The following is an 18,731-nucleotide window of genomic DNA, read 5'->3' on the forward strand; positions in this document are numbered from 1 at the left end:
AGAAAAGTTATACTCTTTGATTGCCATTTATATATATAGCTCACACTATATATACATACCTCACGAGGATATATTTATTAGACATAAATGTTAAAATATCATATATAGTCCGGTGTCTTTATAAGAAACAAACCTGCTAAACTCAAATATAGCAAATCGGAAGGGATTAGAGCAGCAGTTGGTGGAAATTTTTGAGTGACCAGCCAGGTATACATGATAAGACTTTCAGTCAGGTTTCGGATGAGAGGATAAAGGCTGCAAGAAAGCTTGGAGCCCTTTTTGAGGTTTTTCCAGAGCGGAAGCAGGCATTCGAAGACCTTTTAAGGCTTTGCTCTGACAGAGACAATGAGGTAAGGGAAGAGGCTGTCAATTCCCTTCAGACGGTTTTTCCTAATGTACCGGACAGGGAGCTTGTCTGGGAGAGGTTTGTAAACCTTACGGCTTATCCGTCAGAGATGGTAATGAGAAGGGCAGTAAATGCTCTGATTGCTGTTTTTCCACTTATGCCTGATAAAGACCGGGCATGGAAAGATCTGGCTGAGCTGGTAAATTCAAAATCAAGTATGGAAGACGTTAGCAGGGGAATTGTCCGCCTGCTTCCTGACGTGGTCCGTGAGATCCCGAATAAGGGGCAGGCCTGGGAAGACCTGCTTGAGATGACTTTTTCAGATGACTCTTATGTGCGGGAAAAAGCGGCTTCTTTTTTAAACATTGTTTTTCATGAAATGCCGGGTGGAAGGAAAAATGACGCCTGGGAAGAATTACTGAAACTGGCAGGCAAATCCGGAGATTCAAAGGTTAGGGAATTGGCTGCAAGGTCTATTGGGGAGGTTTTTCCATCTTTGCCTGATGAAAAGAAAGATGAGGCCTGGGAAGAGATGCTGGAACTGGCAGGAAAATCCGCGGACCAGCCAGTTCAAAAGGAAATTTTGCTTTCTCTGCCTTCTTTCTTTTCTTCTGTACCGGATAAAATGCGTTCATGGGGTGACATTTTCAAGCTGACCGAAGATGAGAGCGGTCATGTAAGAAAGCAGGCAGTAGATACCCTTGTGGCTATATTTCCTTATATGCCCGACAGAACCAGGGTATGGGCTGATTTCCTGAGGCTCACCAGGGCAAGGGACGGGTACGTAAGGGATACTGCTGCAGATGCGCTTTCAGCTGTATTCCCGGGCCTGGACGACAAAGATCTCGTCTGGAAGAAACTTATTGAACTTACAGGGGATGAGGACGAATATGTCCGGAGAACCGCAGCTGATACTCTCAGTAAGGTTTTTCCACACGTGTCCGACAAAAATCAGGCATATTCGGACCTTGTGCATCTGGCTGAAAAGAAGGATAGTTATGTGCTCAGGAGAGTCGTAAATACTCTTGCTTCTGTCTGCCCTCAATTCTGTAATGGGTATGAGATAAATGAAGTGGAAACGGAAACAGGAAAAAATAAAGAGAAAGAAGAATGGAGGGAAAAGAGAGAAAACTGGGTAAAAATGGCAGGAAAGTGGGAGGGAGAAGAGAAAAGTAAACCTGCAGGTTTTTACGAGCTGGCATCAGAAACAGAAAATAGAAAACCTGCTTTTGACCTCCTGAAGCTGACTGGTGACAGGGACAGCGATGTACGAAAAGACGCAGCTGAGTCCTTTGCCAGGGCATACCCTCACCTGCCGGATAAGAAAGAAGTCATAGGAGAGCTGCTAAGCCTGATACAGGACCCGGACCCGCAGATGCGGAGAGGTGCAATCGAGTCTCTACTCACTATTTATTCTCGAAAGGAAGGCAAGACGCAGGATATCTGGAGTGAACTTCTTAAAATGTCAGGGGATGGAGACACAGGAGTCAGAAAGGGCACTGCAGGACTGCTTTCCCACGTATTCCCAGCGGTTGAGGAAAAATCCGGAGTTTTTTATGACCTTGTCAAACTCACTGAAAGCCAGGATGCCCAGCTCCGGAAAAGAGCGGCAGAGCTTCTTGCCGTTGCATTTACATATTCCGATAATAAACAGAGGGCGTGGAACGATCTGTTGAGGCTTACATCCGTTGAGGATAGGGAAGTCAGGAAAGGGGCGGTACTTGCTCTTGCATCCGGATATACAGATATTCAGGATAAAGGAAAAGCCTGGAGTGACCTTATCAGGCTTTCAACTCATAGCGACAGTTTTGTGCAGCGGGCTGCAACACGAGCTCTTGGCCCTGCCTTTTTCTATGTGCCTGATAAAACACGGGCATGGAGAGACCTGCAGGTTCTGATCGATAACCCTTATATCTATGTCCGCAGGTACTCACTCCGCTCCCTTGGAAGAGCTTCTCTCTGGAGGGCACTCAGGGCGGAAAATGAGGCCACTTATCTTTTCGGACTTAAGGAAGCTGTCAAATACTTTAAAGAAGCATTTGGAACTTCTGTTGACACCGCCATCCCTGAGTTCTACTCTCCATTTTACGAGACTTTCCTGCAAATACTTTTCAGCGACAGTCCGGAGAGGGCTGCAAGGCTCGGAAGTGAGAGATACCTCTCAAAGCTAGCCCATGAGATCAGGGATCTGGAAGAAAATCAAAGGCTTCTGGAAATTCTGGGAGAGTTCACAGGGCTTCTTAGAGCAGCAGGAACTCTGACTCCCGGAGATCTGCCTGCTCAGAAAAAACTGCTTGAGACCTGTGTTGCAGCTTTTGATAGGGTTTCAGGCCTTCTGGAGGCCATGGAAGAAGACGTTATTCTTGCACAGAAAACTGTGAAAAAAGAGTATCCCAGGATTGGAAAGGTAGTTCTGGAACAGAAGTTAAAAGAGACACTTTCCGGAATCCGGTACAGAGCAAGGACAGCCTGCCTGAAGGCAAAGGGTACTCCCACGGAAAAAATCGTGTGCACTGTAAGCCAGAAGGTCAGGGAGTGGATTTTTCAGGACCTTGAAAAAGACAAAAAAGAACTGGACAGACAACTTGATTCTCTGCTCAATTTTCTCAGAGCCCAGATCCCCAATGTTCCTGAAAACCTGTACATTTTTGAAAAACTTGAAGATATCAGGCAGGAACAGGACATGCTGGAACGCTACAGGCGCGTTGGCAGATTCATAGGCCTGATCCCCGGAGTCAGGATGCCAAAAGGTTCAGGCAAATAAGGGCCCTTTACCTGTAATTTATATCCAATCTTGCCAATCTCGTTATTATGTACGAAGCAGGTATTGAAATGACAGACGAGGACTTTGAATTTGCAAAGTCTCCTCTATCAAAAAAATTCATTCGCCTCGTATTTGAAAAGTATCAGCTGGACTACATCGCTTATTTCGGGGAAAATATGTTCTATGTCTCAGGGCAAAACTCCCAGCCTCTGACTCCATTATATCCCAATACCGGATACCCTGAAGATATTGAACTGGTTTTAGATTTCATGGCGTGTGAGAGAATCCGCAGGATAAAATACGAGGATGGAATACTTTTCAGGTCTTCAGTTCCGAGACTATCTGATTCGGGAAAAATAGCTAAAAATAAATGTGAAAAATATTGATATGAAAAAGGGGCTCAGACATATCTGTATTTGATACAGAAACCCAATTATTTTTTTTCTTTTGTTCGGGTTATTTATAGTTTTATTGCAATAATTTACATCACAAAGTTTCTCTTAATCGTTAGGAGGGGTATTGAATGATACATCTATGGGAGTATGATTCTCGCAGGATTCATGGTGTGCATATGCCACAACTGATGAGCGACCTTGAAAAAATGGGAAATGAGGGCTGGGAACTGATTCTAATTAAGGAAGATATTGATGATGAAGGAACAGTAACTGCAATTTTCAAACGGAAGAAGGCAGAAACCATATCTCTGTAACCAAATATTCTCAAACACTCTTTAAATATTTTTTATTTTTTTATTTTTTATTTTAATAATACTTTTTTCCTACTAATTTATTAAACGAATTTGATCCTCTCAAACATATTTGATCCTCTCAAACATTAATACTTTAATGCTTTCAAGAAAACAAATTTAATGCTTTCAAAGAGAGAAGTTTATTTATATTGATAGTAAGTTATTTATCTACTTTCCCAGTATTTAATTATATGAAAAATTATGACCCTGTTAAGGCTATCTATGCAGTTATAATCACACTGGTTTCTTTATATGCCTTATATATAACATCAGCTTTTTTTTATGTTATTGTTCTCAGTGCTCTTTTTGCTTACGTTATTCATCCTGTGTACTTTTTTTGCCTCAGATTCATAAAGCGCAAGCAGACTTGCGCCCTGATCCCGCTTGGCGCAATCTTTCTTCTTACAATATCCTCCAGTGTTATGATAGTGAAGGCTTTAATGAATGAGATTTCAAAAATTTTAGAAATTCCAAATACCCTTAACGGGTTTGCAAATATGGATCTCAGGAGGATAGTCGGGCTTTTTGAGCCTTTTATCCAGACTCATCCCGGAAAACTGACTGAAAGCATCGGTGCATACTTTAACTCCCTGGTCATGGATTATGTCCCCGAAATCCAGAATAATATATTCCAGATCTCAACCAGCCTTTCGATCCTGATTGTAGAGCTGATAGTAATTGTTGTCCTGACCTATTACCTTCTCGTAGAAAGCGAAACTATCGCAGCCGAACTCCCGAATCTCTTTCCGGACAGGAAAGTGGGAGTTGTATTCCTCGGGGAGCTCAATTACATTTACCAGAGCCTCTTCATAGTCTACTTCCTGACCTGTCTCGTGACCGGTGTAATCGGGGGAATCCTTTACTGGGTACTTGGAGTCCCTTATCCTCTTATCTGGGGAATTATAACCTTCATAATGGCTCTCCTGCCAGTTGTCGGAGCAGGCACGGTCTACGGCCTCCTTGCCCTTTACTATGTCCTCATACAGGACTTTTTTACAGCAGGAGCCCTGGTTTTCCTGGGAATCGTCTTCCTGAGCCTTATCCCTGATTTCTTAATAAGACCAAGGCTTGCCAGAAACCGGGCTGCAATCCATCCGGCAATTACTCTTATAGCCTTTGCAGCGCCGGTCTTCGTTCTTGGCCCGATCGGAATCATTATAGGTCCACTCACATACGGGTTTTTGCTTGCAGCCTTCAGAACAAAGAAAATACTTGGAATTACCCCTGTCCAGACAGGAAGTTCAACTGCAAGCTCAATTGAAAATTCGGTTGAAAGAACGATAAAAAAAGCAGTTGAATTCCCGGTTGAAAAATCAGTTGAAAAATCAGTTGAGATTTCCAGTGATCACATTTTCAGTCCGGAAATTAACCCCTGGAATGATAGAGAAAAAACGGTATGAATCTAACTTATGAAATATATAAATTTTCATATAGTTACATGCTTTACAGATATATTTATATAATATATCTGTCTCGTAGGTACGTTAAAAATAAAGATACGTATAATCTGTTATTAAAAACTCATTTTTGTTTTTAATCAAAGAGCTCTATACAATCTTATTTTTAAACTATTGACTATCCGCTATAAGCGGAGGTGAAACGAAAATGGCTTTTAATGACAGAAATTTCAGAGGAAATTCCGGAGGTTTCCGCGGAAACAGCGGTCCCAGGGAAATGCACACTGCAGTTTGTTCTGATTGCGGCGTTGAAACTGAAGTGCCTTTCAAACCTGACCCAGAAAGACCGGTCTACTGCAGGGATTGCCTTCCTAACCACAGGGCTCCCAGAGAGAACCGCTATTAAGTGTTATCCGTGTAACTGAGTTACATAACACTTCATTTACAATTTATTACTTTCCTTTTTTTGTATATGTGTCGCACCCGAATTGCGATTCACTCGAATTGCGCTTTGGGATTATGGGCATTAATAATCGTTTTGTCCGGTAGACTTCTACTTTATTGTGTTTGATGAACGCCAGTGAAATTTGGGGCAAGAGGTCTTGTGTAGGAATGGCCTGAGCCTTCAAAGGTTATCCATTATCGCTTTAGAGTTCGTACGAAAAGTTTGCCAGGCAATTAATGTACGACGAGTTTTTGAAGGCGGATGAAGGCTTCCAGTAGATATGTTAACGTCAAACTTTTTAGGGACACTGTTTTTAAATTTTCAAACAGGTGTTTAAATAAAGCTCTTTGTCACAAAGTCTAAAAATTTATAGTTGGTCCTGAATAAGTATACTATACTTAAATCATGCCCCATTTTTTTATATATTAAGCAGTGTCTCAAAAAAACATTGTCTCAAAAAAGCAGTGTCTCAAAAAAACATTGTCTCAAAAAAGCAGTGTCTCAAAAAGCATTGTCTCAAAAGCAGGTTTAGTCACACTGATACGCTTCTTTATCCCTCATAATATCTATACAAAGCTGGAGGGTATTATCACAAAGTCCGGAATAATCATATTATTATTTGAAGAAAAGATTGCGTTCCCACCTGAATTCTGGAAGTTCCGAATACTTATAAGAGATGCTTTTGTTTTGGGAAGAGGTTTGAGGTACTTGACTCATAGGCTGTGAGTTTTGGTATTATCTCTTTATTTATGGGGTAGTTTTTCGGAGTGGATGTTGAAGTATGTTTGGAATAGGTGTTTGCTAATTTGGCGTAGAGAGATGAGAACGCAAACTATACTAGGCACTCACTGTATATAATATTTTCAACAAATAATATTAGTTAACCATTATATCTGATAGTTTATTGACATAACTTTTCATCACAGATATAATATTATATCGGTAGACAAACCGTGTGCGGCCTCCCACTCAATCGGGGCATCAGTAGAAATATATTTATTTGATTTTTTAAAAAACACTATATAGTACTTGGTCCAATTCTTCTTTAATATATTGATGTCAAATGATTCTTTTATTTTTAATATCGTTCCGAAACCTGAGGAGGAAGAGGCATAAAAAAATTTAATTTCATTTTGATTCTGATTATTGGGGTACTGATCACAGCAAATGCAGCTGATGCCAGGCCAGCAGGTACCATAATAAAGGAAGGTGTACTGACGTATCCTGCAGGACCTTATCTCACAGAAGACCCTCTTCTATTGGGCCTTGAAAATTACGGAGATGATAACAAGATACAAACATCAGACGATTCTGTTAAAAAATATGATTCTGAAAAGGAGTGCCTGGGTTATTATAACAACAGAGAGTATATTATTCCCTGGAACCCGGGTGCTGGAACCCTCTGGATCTGCCCCTCTTATCTTCTTTTGATCTATTATGACTGCAATACGGAAATACTGCAGCCAGGTTTCGCTTTTCTTTGCTGTTCTACTTTTCCCTCTTTCAACCTGATAACTTTATCCGCCCCATTCAATGCTACTTCTCACTAACCGCCACAACTTTTGTCTATAAAACGGGTAGAATTCAATCAATTATATTCAAAAAAGTCATATTCAAAATCTTTTATCACCTTCAACAGGGTTCAACTGGATAAGATTAGACGGATTTCTAAAAACAGCTGTTCAGGCTCCCTGAATAAAACAAAAATTATGCACTCGAGAAACAGGTAAAACAGAAACAGGAGTGTGCATTGAGTTTTATTAAATAGAATTCACCGGACTCATTGTACTAATTGAACTCATTGAATTCCTTGCTGAAAAGGAATAGGAAAAAATCTTAAAAATCAGTTTCTTTTTTGAAGAAAAGATTGCGTCCCCACCTGAAAATATCTGAAAGTTCCTAAGGGTACTAAGATATTTATTTGTTTGGGAAGAGTTTTGAGGTATTTGATTTGTGGGTTGAGAGGTTTATTTCGTCTCTTTATTGTGGAGTAGGTGTTTGTTTGCTAGTGGGGTTGTTAGATGAGAACGCAAATTATACTATGCAGTTCTCATATATAATATTTTTAACATGAAATGTTACATTATCGATATATTATGTAGCTCATCAGATTCATTTTAGTTAATTAGTTTAATAATATATCATTGAACTAATGAGGTTACATATCTGACCTGATGCCTCTACATACACAGGGTCTCTTACTTTGGATAAATCACATCTCTGAGCTTATTGTATTCTTTGGCTGTATTCATAGGCATCTCATACTTCCATGGTGTATCATACTTCCTGGATTTGCAGGCTGTCTTCGGGTTATATATATCAATTAACCTATTCCGGATACCGTCATTTCATCCGTGTATCATTTCATCCGTGTATTATATGTGTGGTGCAGGGTATACAGCAGGTATATCAGGAAAGCGAGGGCAAGGAAATATTTCGTATAAAAGACTTTTGTCAGGATTTTTTTCTTTGTGCCGGTTGAAGCGTCCTCCAATATACTTGAGTAGACGTCTCCTTTAGTGTAGATTTTCCCTCCGTTTTCAAGTATAGCTGTCCTGAAAAGAGTATTTTCGCCGACATATGTATATTCGTCCGGGCGGTTTACGGCAGCAGGTCTCCAGGATACGTTTTTAGTCCCCGAAGCTTCAGACATTAATTCCTCGGTCAGGTTTGCATCAACAGGGGTTTCGGAAATTTTATGGAGCCCGAAGGTGTCGGCTGTAACGTATGATTCGTACATGTTGTTCCCGATGGAGGTGATTTCCATTGGCTTTTTGTCAAAATAAAGCTCAGGAGCACCTTCTTTTCCAGTTGTTATCAGGATTCTGCCTGGCTGGTTCATTTTAAGGTCAGGTATCTTTAGCTGGATCTCTTCGGACATTTCGGGATCTGCAACTGCCCAGTTCAGGGTCCTTGTAATTATCAGGCTGTCATTTCCCGAGTACAGAGACTTCGCCCAGGGAATTCCGTTTCCGTTCCCATTGTCGGTTGTAATCGCAGCAACACGCCCAAGCCCCAGCCTCCAGACTGTTATTATCGGTTTGCCAAGCCTTGTTATAACCAGGCGGTTTGCTTCAGGTTTCGGGGTAACCTCATTGTACCCAAAAATATCCTGGTTTATGTCGGAAATGTTCCGGGTAATGAAATGCTTCGGATCATAAACTATGATTGATCCGCTTGAATATTCGTCATCCCTGTCTTCGGACTCTTCGGGATTATCGGAGAAGCTTATTTTTACCCTCTTTCCAGGCTCTATCCTGTGGTAGTTTTTGGACAGACCTATTTTATTCATGAAAAGCTCGGCATAATACTGACCTTTAGAGGTAACCTTGAGCTCGTCAATTTTCGGAGTGTATATATGGACAAAATGGATGTTAATGCCACTGCTTTCGTGAAGGTTTTCCGCACACTGGATTGCTCTCTCAAACCTTAAATCCCCTTCAGCTACGTTACCTATTCCGCCGTCAGACACGATTATAATTTCAGCGTCGGCACTATTGTTCTGTGCTTTAAGTAGATTATTTGCAGTTAAAAGTCCCCGCTCAAGGGACGTGACCTGCGCTGTTGACGGCGTTATTTTACGGATTTCAGCATCAAGCCAGAGCCTGTTTGACTCTTTTGACATATCTATAAACCCGTCTGTAATGTCCTGCCCCACGCTTCCGAAGGTGATCACGTCGACTCTTGCATCTTTAAGGAGGTCGCTTTCGAGAAGGACTATGGCATTTGAGAGAATATCGTCAAGCACCCTTCCCCCAACACCGTTTTTCTGCAGGGTACTGGGCGAAACATCAAGCATCAGAACAATGTTTCTGCCTCCCCTCCAGTTCGAAGGCTCTGAGGTGACAGGAAGGAGTTCCTCAAACCCGGTGTTCTGATATGTTTTTTCTGCAGGGCAATCAAAAGAAGAGACCCCTCCAACCACTACCATGCCGCCTCCGTTAGTTACATAATTCCTGAGGGCTCTGGCTTCTGCGTCCGAGATAGTTGATGCAGCCTGGTTGTCAATTATAACGGCGTCCGTGCCGTTAAGAGAGCTGAATGATCCGGCTACTCTTACGTCGTAGATCTCCTTCATCGTGTTTGCAAGAGGAGAGTCGGGCTCATTCGTAACAAGTAAGACCTTGGGCTTGGGGGTTACATATACACTTTTCATATACTGGTTATTGTTCTCAAAATAATCCAGGTTTTTAACACTTATGCTTGCCGGGTGCAAAGTTGCCTTTACAGTATGAGGCCCAAGCGTCTCAAAAGTGTGGTTGAACTCTATACTTTCTATTCTCCCTGTCTGGGTGATTTCCCTCTCCATTACTTTTTGATGGTCGACAGTAATCCTTATCTGGTAACTCATTTTTTCGTCAGTTGCCTTTCGAATATTAACTTTATAAAACGCTTCATTATCGATTACAGCCTCATTATCTCCTTCTATCTCCACGCTGAGATCCTCTTTTTCAGTCCGGGGGATAAGGGCTGCTACAGGAAAATTATTTTTGTAACAATAAGAAAGGGCTTCCTCAACCGGGGTTCCTGAATTGCTCTGCCCGTCCGAGACCACAAGCACATAGTTTTCCGGGGAAGCCTGCTGAATAATAGCATCGCCAAGAGAGGTATGTATCCCTGAAACCGTTGTGACTGTAACAGGAACTCTGGTCCCGAGTTTTTCTGAAATTTCCTCGGAGACTCCTTTCTGCAGCAGTTCCATGCTGGTGCTTTCATCGGAAATTATAGTTATCCTGGTCTGGTTGGTTTTTGGAGAACTCATTTCTGCAGAATAGGGGGCAGCAAGAGCCAGGATCAGGAGGAAGACCACAAGGGCATGGAAGAACATATGTTTTTTATCGACCTTTTTCCAGCGCCCTAAAAGCACAAGGAGTGCCAGAGGAACCAGAAGCAGCAATTCGCTGCTGTGTAAAAAATCAAAACTATAAGGATTGAAGGTCATATGATCCTCCTCCTGAACATAACTGCGTTTTCAATTATGATAAGCAGCAGTAAGGCGTAAATAAGGTACTTTCGGAGTTTGTCAGGGGACTTTGTACGGAGTTCCAGCTTCCGGATTTCTCCGTTTTCACCTGTAAGGTTCAGTCTTTTTTCCGTAAAGGTATTCGATTCCATGGCATCGTAGAGGTTAGCAGCAACGGTCTTCTGGTTCAGGCTGTACAGTCCGCATTCGTCATAATAAACGAAACTACTGCTGAGGGTTTCTGTCGGAGTTTTTATAAGGATATTCTGGTCAAATGCCTGGTAACGGCCCGTGTTCACGTTTGTTTCACTGATGTCTCCGACACCCCACATGTACCTGAGCAGTTTTACCCAGAACACAGGGTAGGTCGGGGTAGTGGCAAAATTGTTCCATGCGTCTTTTCCGGTAGCATCACTGAATCCTACATAGGTAACGGTCCCGTTTTTTATATTCCGCATACTGACCAGAGGCCCTGTTCCCTTTACCTCTGCAAGGACTGAAGCCCCTTCTTTCGGGGTAGTGACCAGGAACCTGCGCAGGTATACCTCGCTGAACGTAACGTCTTCAAAAATATTTTTTCCGCTCCCCACGGTCTCGATGGTATGGCTGCCTTCGTCTTCTACTGAAATTATGTCTACCGGCAGGATAGAATAAAGTCCGCGCATCTGTAATGAATCGTACAGGCACTCGTTTCCTATGACTATCAGGTCTCTTCCGCTTTTTGCATAAGCCACGATTTCCAGGACGTCGAGGGTCGAGAGAGATTTGTGTTTGGAGTTTACAATTATGGTATCGTATTCCGTAACATCATCAGGAAGGTCCTGCCGCACATCAACATGAATGTCAGGCAGAAGGGATATCGCCGTTATCAGGGGAGACTTCCCGGCAGCCTCCTCAGGGTCTGTTAAGGCCAGGATTTTTTTGGGTTTGACTTCAGGAATTGAAATGTAAGCAATGTTGTCGCAGGGTATTGCGTCTTCATTGAGGATTTCCACAGTTGATGTGCCCTGAGGGATGTTTGAAAATTTTATTTGCTGCGCTCCGAACCCTGCAAGCTGTACCGGGCTACTCACCTTTGTGCCGGAGGAGGATTCAGCCTGACTCTCCAGTTGAATGTCAAGATCTGCACTGATATCGTTAAAGTTTTTGACAGTGCAGGTATATTCATACGTCCCGTCGTTTCTATCTTTCAAATAGCCATCCACAATGGCATAATTGGCAGTTTTATTGCCTACCTGCCTGAACTCAAGCTCCATGTTTCTCGTGTTTGCAATCCGGATGTATGTTTCAGGCGCCCTTCCGGCCCAGTTTTCAAAATCGGATATGACTACGATTTTTCCGTTCTCGTTTTCTTTCTCGTTTATAATGGTCAAAATCGCTTTGGGGATATCTCCGGGAGTGTTTCTCATCTCCAAGCTGTCAATCACGCCTTTTGCATCGTCTGCGTCCAGCGCTTTTGCAAGCACCACAGGAATACTTTCTGCGGTGATAATTGTATTTTCTTCGCCCAGGCTATCTATTGCTATTGTCCTGGCGCCATCAGCCCTATCAGGTGCGTTCATGCTTGCAGACGAGTCTATTATAAGTACTACCTTTTCAGAATCTGTTTTAACCTCTTCTAAGAGGGGACCTGCAATTGCTGTCGAGAGAAGAATAAGGGCCAGCAGCTGTATGAAGAAAAGAGGGTCTGTTATTTTTTTACTGATGGTGCGCCTGGAATCAAGCACATTCTGGCTTATCCTCCGAACGAACATAAGGGAGGGAAGAATAACGTTTTTAGGGCGAGGCTTAAGCAGGTATACTATTATAAGGGGAATTATGCCTGCAAGTGCAGCCAGGCCCTGGGAAAATTCAAAGTCCATAGGCAGGATCACCCTTCACCTATAATTCTAAGAACAGTATCAAACGGCTGGTTTATTACGCTGACCCGGAAATAAGGGATTTTAAAATCGTAAGCAATTTTCTCCAGTTCAGCCATATGCTTTGAGTATTCGGCAGCATATTCTTTTTTAAAGTTAGGGCCCACCGTAAAACTGATTTCTTCGTTCGTCTCGCTGTCAATGAATTTTACTGCCCCGTCCACGGTTTCAGGCAGGTTCATTTCGGTCTCGTCATAAATGTGTACAAGCACAAGCTCATGTCTGGACAGTTTGTTAACTGCATTACGGACCGAATCTATGCTGTCCAGGAAGTCTGAGATTATAAGCACCATTGATTTCGTTTTTATTCTCGGGTATATGGAGTCGGCGCAGTCTGCAAGTTTTGTGTTTCCATTGACAGGAATCCGGGTCAGGGAATCTATTGTCCGCAGGAAATCATCCCTTCCTTTGTGTGCCTTTGTGTAATCCACATCATCTGCAAACGTTGAAATGGTGTACACGTCATTATGTTTCATTACGATGTAAGAAACTCCTGCGGCTATTGTTGAAGCATATTCGAACTTGTTCGGCGTGCTGTCAGGAAAGAGCATGCTGCTGCTGGCATCAAGCAATATGACCATGTTAAGATTTTTGTCTTCTTCGAACCTGCGGATGTAGAGTTTTTCCGTACGTGCATAGAGGTTCCAGTCGATTTTTTTTAATGAATCTCCCGGATTGTATTTTCTGTGGTCTATAAGGTCAAGCCCTGCCCCTGCCCTGGTTGACTGATGACTGCCCGTGTGAATTGCTGAAACCCTCCTGCTAAGAGGGATTGCATACCTGTCGAGTTGAGTCAGGAATGATGTATCGATTGTGTGTTTTACGCCAGCCATGTATGATCATTGCCTCAGCCATTTTTTCCGCTGGCCGGATCAGAGAATTGTTTTTCTGCTCTCCAGGATTTTTTGTATGATTTTATCGCTGGTGATGTTGTTCCTTGCAGCATCAAAAGATAGAATTATCCTGTGCCGGAGGACCGGAAGGGCCATGGAGTCAATGTCCTCTTTATCAACATACCCCCTGCCGTCGAGAAACGCGTTTGCCTTTGCACAGAGGATCAATGCAATTGAAGCACGCGGGGATGCGCCTGATTCTATCATTTCAGGCATGTTTCTAGTCTGGTTTACGATATCGATTGCATACTTTTTGAGCTTGTTTGAGATAGGGATTCTGCGGGTTATCTGCTGCAGTTCGATAAACGTATTTTTATCCATGCACCTCCTTACAGCTGGCCTGAAAGCCTCAGCATAACGGTTTACAATCTCGAACTCTTCTTCTGAATCCGGGTAACCGAGGCGGATTTTCATTAAAAACCTGTCAAGCTGGGCTTCGGGAAGTGTATAAGTTCCTTCCATTTCGATAGGGTTCTGTGTCGCAAGGATAAAGAAAGGCCTGTCCAGTTGATATGTCGTACTTGCCACTGTAACCTGCTTTTCCTGCATGGCTTCGAGAAGGGCGGACTGGGTTTTCGGGGAAGCACGGTTGATTTCATCCGCAAGCACGATGTTTGCAAAGACAGGACCCTGCTTGAACTTGAAGTGTTTTGAACCTCTCTCGTCTTCTTCGATAATGTCAGTCCCTGTGATATCTGCGGGCATAAGGTCAGGTGTACACTGTATCCTGCTAAACTTCATACTCATGATCTGGGAAATAGTGGATATAGTAAGTGTCTTGCCGAGCCCGGGATTGCTTTCAACGAGGACATGCCCTTCACACAGCATGGTTATGAGGATCTGCCGGACCATTTCTTTCTGGCCGACGATAGCATTGCCAATTTCTTTAAAGATAACCTCGAAAATCTGGGGGGCTTTTTCATATGTAGGTTTTAAGTTAAGTTCTGAATCTTCAAGCTGGATTTCCTGTAACTCTCTCATATTGAAACTCCGTTATTTTTTACATAAATCAGGCATTTGCTGCAAATTCGGGCACTTCTGCTGCTTTAAGGGCTTTTTGCTTTATCCGACCTTCTTTTTCTATAACTTCGTTATAGGGAATGATTCATAAAGGGGAAAGATTCAGGATGAAAGTGCTTCAAAATATTGTTTAATCAAAGGCTCATATTCTTCTGGCAGATTTTCCGAATAGGTTTGACTCTGCTTGAATTCCTCGTTAAAGCTGTCCGCGCTCTCGTTGAAATATTTATCAGTTTCCGTATCTATCTGGCTTGTGAACCCGAGTCCCAGGCTCGGATTGATTTTCATTTCAACCTGATCTCCATTTTTTATGATTACAGCTTTTATATTGTACCTGGAATCCGGGACAACGGGCTCATTTTCTTCATAAGCAGCTCTGGCATTCAGGTTAGACATATTATCCCGTAGATCATCGATTAGCTGGCTGGGAGATATATCAAAACTGAAGCCCTCATGTATGCAGAAGGTGACAGCTCCTGCAGCCAGCAGAAATATTAAAAACGACCTGAAAATCTGGTTTTTTGGAACTATTTTTTTTATTTTGAGGCCGGTAAGTTGGCTGTGCACGTCCTCAAGCAGTTTCTTTGTAACTATGTTGATGTTCTGACTATTATCATATGCTGTACTCAGCCTTGTTTTTAGTTCCGGAAAGCTGGTTTCGAGGAGATTTATCAGATTAAACTTACTTCTCCTGTTAAATAACCTGGAAATTAAACCGGCAAGGAAAATCAGCACCAGTGCCCCTGTAGCCATTAACCCGAGGTTAAACCAGTAAGTGCCCAGATATATCTGGAACTTACTCAGTTTATCCACTCCGGGAACATAATAAGCCAGTTCATACAGGTTAAATAGAATCATCAATAAAAACAAAAAGGAATATTTTCCGGCTATTTGTAAAAACCCGAGGGTACGATAGGACCATATCAGGTATTTTTTATATTTATTCAGAAGAGGTACTACAAGCATACAATCTCAGACCACAGTTGTAATTTCTAGTAATTATATTGAGAATGTTACTAAAAAAACTTTTCTAATATTTTAATTTTTAGTTAGGCAAATTATCCAGTAATAAAGCGACAACTACCCGGCTAATACAATGTTAAATATTCCAGGTAACGCGCCAATAAATCCCCTTTTAATCTCCTGTTATATCCTGTAAAATTGAAAAACTATATAATTCTATGAGAAGCATATTTTTCATGCTGTTTTTTGGATAACATATTCAGGAAATAAGATATGACACCTATTCAGGAAATGAGATGTGATTTCTGCGCCGTAAAGTCTGAGAAATACTTCCCTTGACCCTGTAAACCGCTTTTAAATTCAGATATTAAAGTACCCCCGTCAGCTTGTCTGGCGGCCCGTCGAAAAAAAAGAAGCAGAAAGAAAAAGTCTGAAAAAGAGGCAGAAAGAAGTAAAAAGAAGTAAAAATAGATGCGGAAAAAAGTATTTTTCAGGTATAATTTAATTATGTTTTGTTTGCACCCTTTCAGGTTTTCTGGTTGCTTTTACTTGTTTGGTTGTTTTTACTTGTTTGGTTGTTTTTACTTGTTTGTCTCTCAACGGCTCCCAATTTTCTCTTACTTTCTGGCTTTTTTCTCTTTTTTTGAAACCAGCTGTTGCTGGCCCCCTTTCATTTTGGAGAGAAAATGCTTCAACCCCAACGGCAGTCAGCATCGCAGAGGTAATGGCATTTAACTCTGGTCTCCAGGCATAGGAAAGATTCCTAACTGCTGCATCAGACCTAAAAGGTTAGCCTCAGCCCATAGCTCAGTAATCTTACCGTCCTTAATGCGAAAGATCTCTATGCCAGTCATGGTTATCGGTTTGCTGGTAGCCGGTAAACCCATGAAATTGCCTTTATGTATTCCGTGAGCTGTAAAGCGAGCAACTACTTTATCACCCTCGGCAACCATGTCTTCAATTGTAACATTGAGATGCTCGAAGGCTGCCCTGCAAGTGGTAATTGTTTCATTCATCCCTTCGATTCCCGGAGATGCAGGAAGAGGTGCATGCATAACGAAATTAGCTGACAGTAACTCATCAGCAGCACTCAAATTTCCCTTAGATGGTCCTTCTTCAAAGAATCGGCTAACTATTGCTTTGTTTTCTTCTGTAAACATTTTTTTTCCTCACTTTTTTAAATACAAGGGTAATATCGACTCAGTTTCAATATCTAATGATAATTCCAAAAAATACTGATTGTACACTATACACTATTTATTGCTCTAACATCCCGTCCTTTAACCTGATCACCCTGTCAGTATATGCAGCGTGCCAGTCTTCATGTGTGACCATTACGATCGTTTGCCCCAATTCTGTGTTAAATTTCTTGAAAAGGTCCAGAACTTCCTTTGAGGTCTGAGAGTCCAGGTTGGCGCAGGGTTCGTCTGCAAAAAGGACTCTTGGGGAATGAGCAAGCGCTCTGGCGATTGACACGCGCTGCTGCTGGCCGCCGCTCATTTTGGAGGGGAGCTGGGAAAGGCGATCGCCGAGGCCTACGGCCGTCAGGATTTCGGCGGCTGAGGATTCGTATTCTGCTTTACTTTTTCCCTGCATCATTAGGGAGATGTAAACGTTTTCAGAGGCGGTAAGTTCGGGCAGGAGGGCATAGTCCTGAAAGACGTAGCCCAGGTTGTAGAGGCGGAATTTACCTTTTTCCCTGTCAGAAAGGGTAGAGGTATCGATGCTGTCAACGATGACCTTGCCGGAGGTGGGAGTGTCCAGGATTCCGAGCTGGTTTAAGAGCGTAGTCTTCCCCGAGCCGCTCGGCCCCATGATGGCAACAAATTCCCCGCGGCGGATGCTGACGGTGACTCCCCTGAGGGCCCGGACTTCCACCTCCCCCATTTTGAAGGTGCGGACGATGTTGATGCCTTCTACAATGGCAGAGGATTTTGTTCCGGAAAGCCCGGCTCCGGGTTCAGTTTCCCTTCCGATTTCGATTCTTTCTTCGCTCTGGGTTTCCATTTTTTCAGTTCCTCCTTATTTCTCCCAGATAAGTTCCAGGAGGCCTTTGTTTGCCAGTTTGTATGCGGGGATCACGGAGCCTATCACAGAAGCCATGAAGAGGAGGACAGCGCGATTTACGGCTTCCAGGTCGTCCAGCTCCAGGCTGATGGCACCAACAGGGACCTGTACGGGGTTGGCGACGGTGTAGGGGACGATTCCGTAGTGCATAAGGATGTAACCGAGGATCACGCCTGCACCTGCGTAAAGCATGGCCTGGAGGACGAAGGAGGCTATGATCACGTTTTGTTCGATCCCTATGGCTTTCTGGACGCCGATCTGACGTTTTTTGTTTACGATGTTTACGTAAATGACCACGAAGATGATCACAAAAGCAATCAGCAATCCGATTGCATTCATGATGTTCCTCACCATGCCAAGCGTGCCTTCGATCAAACTCAGGAGGCCTGCAAATTCCCTCCAGGTACGGACATTTTCCCTGACCCCGAGAGAGATTAGCTTTTCCCGGGTCCCGACTTCGTCCGTGCCTTCGGTGGTCCTGACGGCTATTTCCTGAGCAAGGTCCCTATCCTGTACGCCGAGCATCTCTTCCATATCGGCCCTGCTGATGTAGGCGGCCGAATCGATCATGAAATAGAGGGTGCTGTAGATCCCCTTGACCCGAAACTCCTTTGTTCTGCCCTGAATTGTGACTTCTACGGTGTCTCCGACTTCCACGCCGCCCAGGGAACGGGAGTCCATCAGAGCCCCAAAGCCGCCCGAGATTTCTCTGCCCAGGATAATCTCTCCCCTGTCGGGTTTGCTTAAAAACTCCCCGCTTAACATGGTGCTCTCAAGCCCCGTAACAAAACTTTCGTCCGTCGGGTCCACCCCGTATACCGTGGCGCCCATCTCTTTTTCCTTGTAGCTGAAGGCACCGGAGGCTTTCAGGCGGGCGGAAGTGCCAGTGACTTCGGGGAGGCTCTCTATTTTCTTCTGGAGGGCTGAAGCAGCTTCAATATACCTTTCCTCTTCCTTTGGCTCTATGACTACGTTCCCGGTCTGAAAGTCCACCAGCAGTTTGTTGAACTGGACTGTGACTCCTGCTAACATGCTCGAAAAGAGCACAAGCTGTACAAAGATCAGGGTCAGCACGAAGATCGTAAAGATCGTGATCCCCTTATTGCCCCTTCTTATAGAGCGGCCGGCAAGGAAGAAGGAGACTTTCGCTTTTTCAAGCATAATCAGGCGTCCTACTTGGGTTATTTTGCTTAGGGATTTATTTTT

At 43.2% G+C, this 18,731-nt stretch carries 15 protein-coding genes; 6 read left to right on the forward strand and 9 right to left on the reverse strand.

The window, feature by feature from the left end; genetic code table 11:
* Window positions 1-191 precede the first annotated feature (191 nt).
* From EO93_RS03665 to EO93_RS03690, 6 genes are all read left to right on the forward strand, one after another.
* A complete protein-coding gene (locus EO93_RS03665; protein WP_048161159.1) occupies window positions 192-3,110 on the forward strand; it encodes a HEAT repeat domain-containing protein in 2,919 nt (972 codons plus the stop codon).
* Window positions 3,111-3,178: 68 nt separating this feature from the next.
* Window positions 3,179-3,496 carry a hypothetical protein gene (locus EO93_RS03670; RefSeq protein ID WP_235282928.1) on the forward strand — a complete coding sequence of 106 codons (318 nt, stop codon included), beginning with the start codon at window positions 3,179-3,181 and terminating at the stop codon, window positions 3,494-3,496.
* Between the two features lie 137 nt (window positions 3,497-3,633).
* Complete coding sequence (locus EO93_RS03675; RefSeq protein ID WP_048133801.1) at window positions 3,634-3,819, forward strand: hypothetical protein; 186 nt, start codon at window positions 3,634-3,636, stop codon at window positions 3,817-3,819.
* Between the two features lie 230 nt (window positions 3,820-4,049).
* Window positions 4,050-5,258: an AI-2E family transporter gene (locus EO93_RS03680; protein ID WP_048161160.1), complete on the forward strand. Its 1,209-nt coding sequence runs from the start codon at window positions 4,050-4,052 to the stop codon at window positions 5,256-5,258.
* A gap of 205 nt (window positions 5,259-5,463) precedes the next feature.
* A complete protein-coding gene (locus EO93_RS03685) occupies window positions 5,464-5,661 on the forward strand; it encodes a CxxC-x17-CxxC domain-containing protein (protein WP_048133798.1) in 198 nt (65 codons plus the stop codon).
* Window positions 5,662-6,833: 1,172 nt separating this feature from the next.
* Entirely contained in the window at window positions 6,834-7,250 is a 417-nt protein-coding gene (locus tag EO93_RS03690; protein WP_048133796.1) for a hypothetical protein, read from the forward strand.
* 809 nt (window positions 7,251-8,059) lie between these two features.
* Here the strand turns inward: EO93_RS03690 and EO93_RS03695 are convergent.
* From EO93_RS03695 to EO93_RS03735, 9 genes are all read right to left on the reverse strand, one after another.
* Window positions 8,060-10,642 carry a vWA domain-containing protein gene (locus tag EO93_RS03695; protein ID WP_048161161.1) on the reverse strand — a complete coding sequence of 861 codons (2,583 nt, stop codon included), beginning with the start codon at window positions 10,640-10,642 and terminating at the stop codon, window positions 8,060-8,062.
* A complete protein-coding gene (locus tag EO93_RS03700) occupies window positions 10,639-12,525 on the reverse strand; it encodes a VWA domain-containing protein (protein ID WP_048161162.1) in 1,887 nt (628 codons plus the stop codon). The genes EO93_RS03695 and EO93_RS03700 overlap by 4 nt, the downstream gene beginning before the upstream one ends.
* 8 nt (window positions 12,526-12,533) lie before the next feature.
* Window positions 12,534-13,415: a DUF58 domain-containing protein gene (locus tag EO93_RS03705; protein ID WP_048133791.1), complete on the reverse strand. Its 882-nt coding sequence runs from the start codon at window positions 13,413-13,415 to the stop codon at window positions 12,534-12,536.
* 39 nt (window positions 13,416-13,454) lie between these two features.
* Window positions 13,455-14,456, reverse strand: a complete 1,002-nt coding sequence (locus EO93_RS03710; protein WP_048133789.1) for a MoxR family ATPase — start codon at window positions 14,454-14,456, stop codon at window positions 13,455-13,457.
* A gap of 141 nt (window positions 14,457-14,597) precedes the next feature.
* Entirely contained in the window at window positions 14,598-15,353 is a 756-nt protein-coding gene (locus EO93_RS03715) for a hypothetical protein (protein ID WP_235284098.1), read from the reverse strand.
* 606 nt (window positions 15,354-15,959) lie between these two features.
* Entirely contained in the window at window positions 15,960-16,172 is a 213-nt protein-coding gene (locus tag EO93_RS03720; protein WP_048161164.1) for a hypothetical protein, read from the reverse strand.
* A gap of 17 nt (window positions 16,173-16,189) precedes the next feature.
* On the reverse strand, window positions 16,190-16,618 hold the full coding sequence (locus EO93_RS03725; RefSeq protein ID WP_048133782.1) for an ester cyclase: 429 nt from the start codon (window positions 16,616-16,618) through the stop codon (window positions 16,190-16,192).
* Window positions 16,619-16,715: 97 nt separating this feature from the next.
* On the reverse strand, window positions 16,716-17,465 hold the full coding sequence (locus EO93_RS03730; RefSeq protein WP_082107552.1) for an ABC transporter ATP-binding protein: 750 nt from the start codon (window positions 17,463-17,465) through the stop codon (window positions 16,716-16,718).
* A 15-nt stretch (window positions 17,466-17,480) separates the two neighbouring features.
* Window positions 17,481-18,686 carry an ABC transporter permease gene (locus EO93_RS03735; RefSeq protein WP_048161165.1) on the reverse strand — a complete coding sequence of 402 codons (1,206 nt, stop codon included), beginning with the start codon at window positions 18,684-18,686 and terminating at the stop codon, window positions 17,481-17,483.
* Between the last annotated feature and the right edge of the window lie 45 nt (window positions 18,687-18,731).

The sequence above is a fragment of the Methanosarcina sp. 1.H.A.2.2 genome (assembly GCF_000979975.1).
GTDB lineage: Archaea > Halobacteriota > Methanosarcinia > Methanosarcinales > Methanosarcinaceae > Methanosarcina.

Bases quoted from the DNA above. Each gene is read 5' to 3' on its own strand.
- EO93_RS03680 (WP_048161160.1), top strand. From the start codon at position 4,050: ATGAAAAATTATGACCCTGTTAAGGCTATCTATGCAGTTATAATCACA.
- EO93_RS03720 (WP_048161164.1), bottom strand. From the start codon at position 16,172: ATGCTGACTGCCGTTGGGGTTGAAGCATTTTCTCTCCAAAATGAAAGG.
- EO93_RS03670 (WP_235282928.1), top strand. From the start codon at position 3,179: ATGACAGACGAGGACTTTGAATTTGCAAAGTCTCCTCTATCAAAAAAA.
- EO93_RS03710 (WP_048133789.1), bottom strand. From the start codon at position 14,456: ATGAGAGAGTTACAGGAAATCCAGCTTGAAGATTCAGAACTTAACTTA.
- EO93_RS03695 (WP_048161161.1), bottom strand. From the start codon at position 10,642: ATGACCTTCAATCCTTATAGTTTTGATTTTTTACACAGCAGCGAATTG.
- EO93_RS03705 (WP_048133791.1), bottom strand. From the start codon at position 13,415: ATGGCTGGCGTAAAACACACAATCGATACATCATTCCTGACTCAACTC.
- EO93_RS03735 (WP_048161165.1), bottom strand. From the start codon at position 18,686: ATGCTTGAAAAAGCGAAAGTCTCCTTCTTCCTTGCCGGCCGCTCTATA.
- EO93_RS03675 (WP_048133801.1), top strand. From the start codon at position 3,634: ATGATACATCTATGGGAGTATGATTCTCGCAGGATTCATGGTGTGCAT.
- EO93_RS03700 (WP_048161162.1), bottom strand. From the start codon at position 12,525: ATGGACTTTGAATTTTCCCAGGGCCTGGCTGCACTTGCAGGCATAATT.
- EO93_RS03715 (WP_235284098.1), bottom strand. From the start codon at position 15,353: ATGATTCTATTTAACCTGTATGAACTGGCTTATTATGTTCCCGGAGTG.
- EO93_RS03685 (WP_048133798.1), top strand. From the start codon at position 5,464: ATGGCTTTTAATGACAGAAATTTCAGAGGAAATTCCGGAGGTTTCCGC.
- EO93_RS03725 (WP_048133782.1), bottom strand. From the start codon at position 16,618: ATGTTTACAGAAGAAAACAAAGCAATAGTTAGCCGATTCTTTGAAGAA.
- EO93_RS03730 (WP_082107552.1), bottom strand. From the start codon at position 17,465: ATGGAAACCCAGAGCGAAGAAAGAATCGAAATCGGAAGGGAAACTGAA.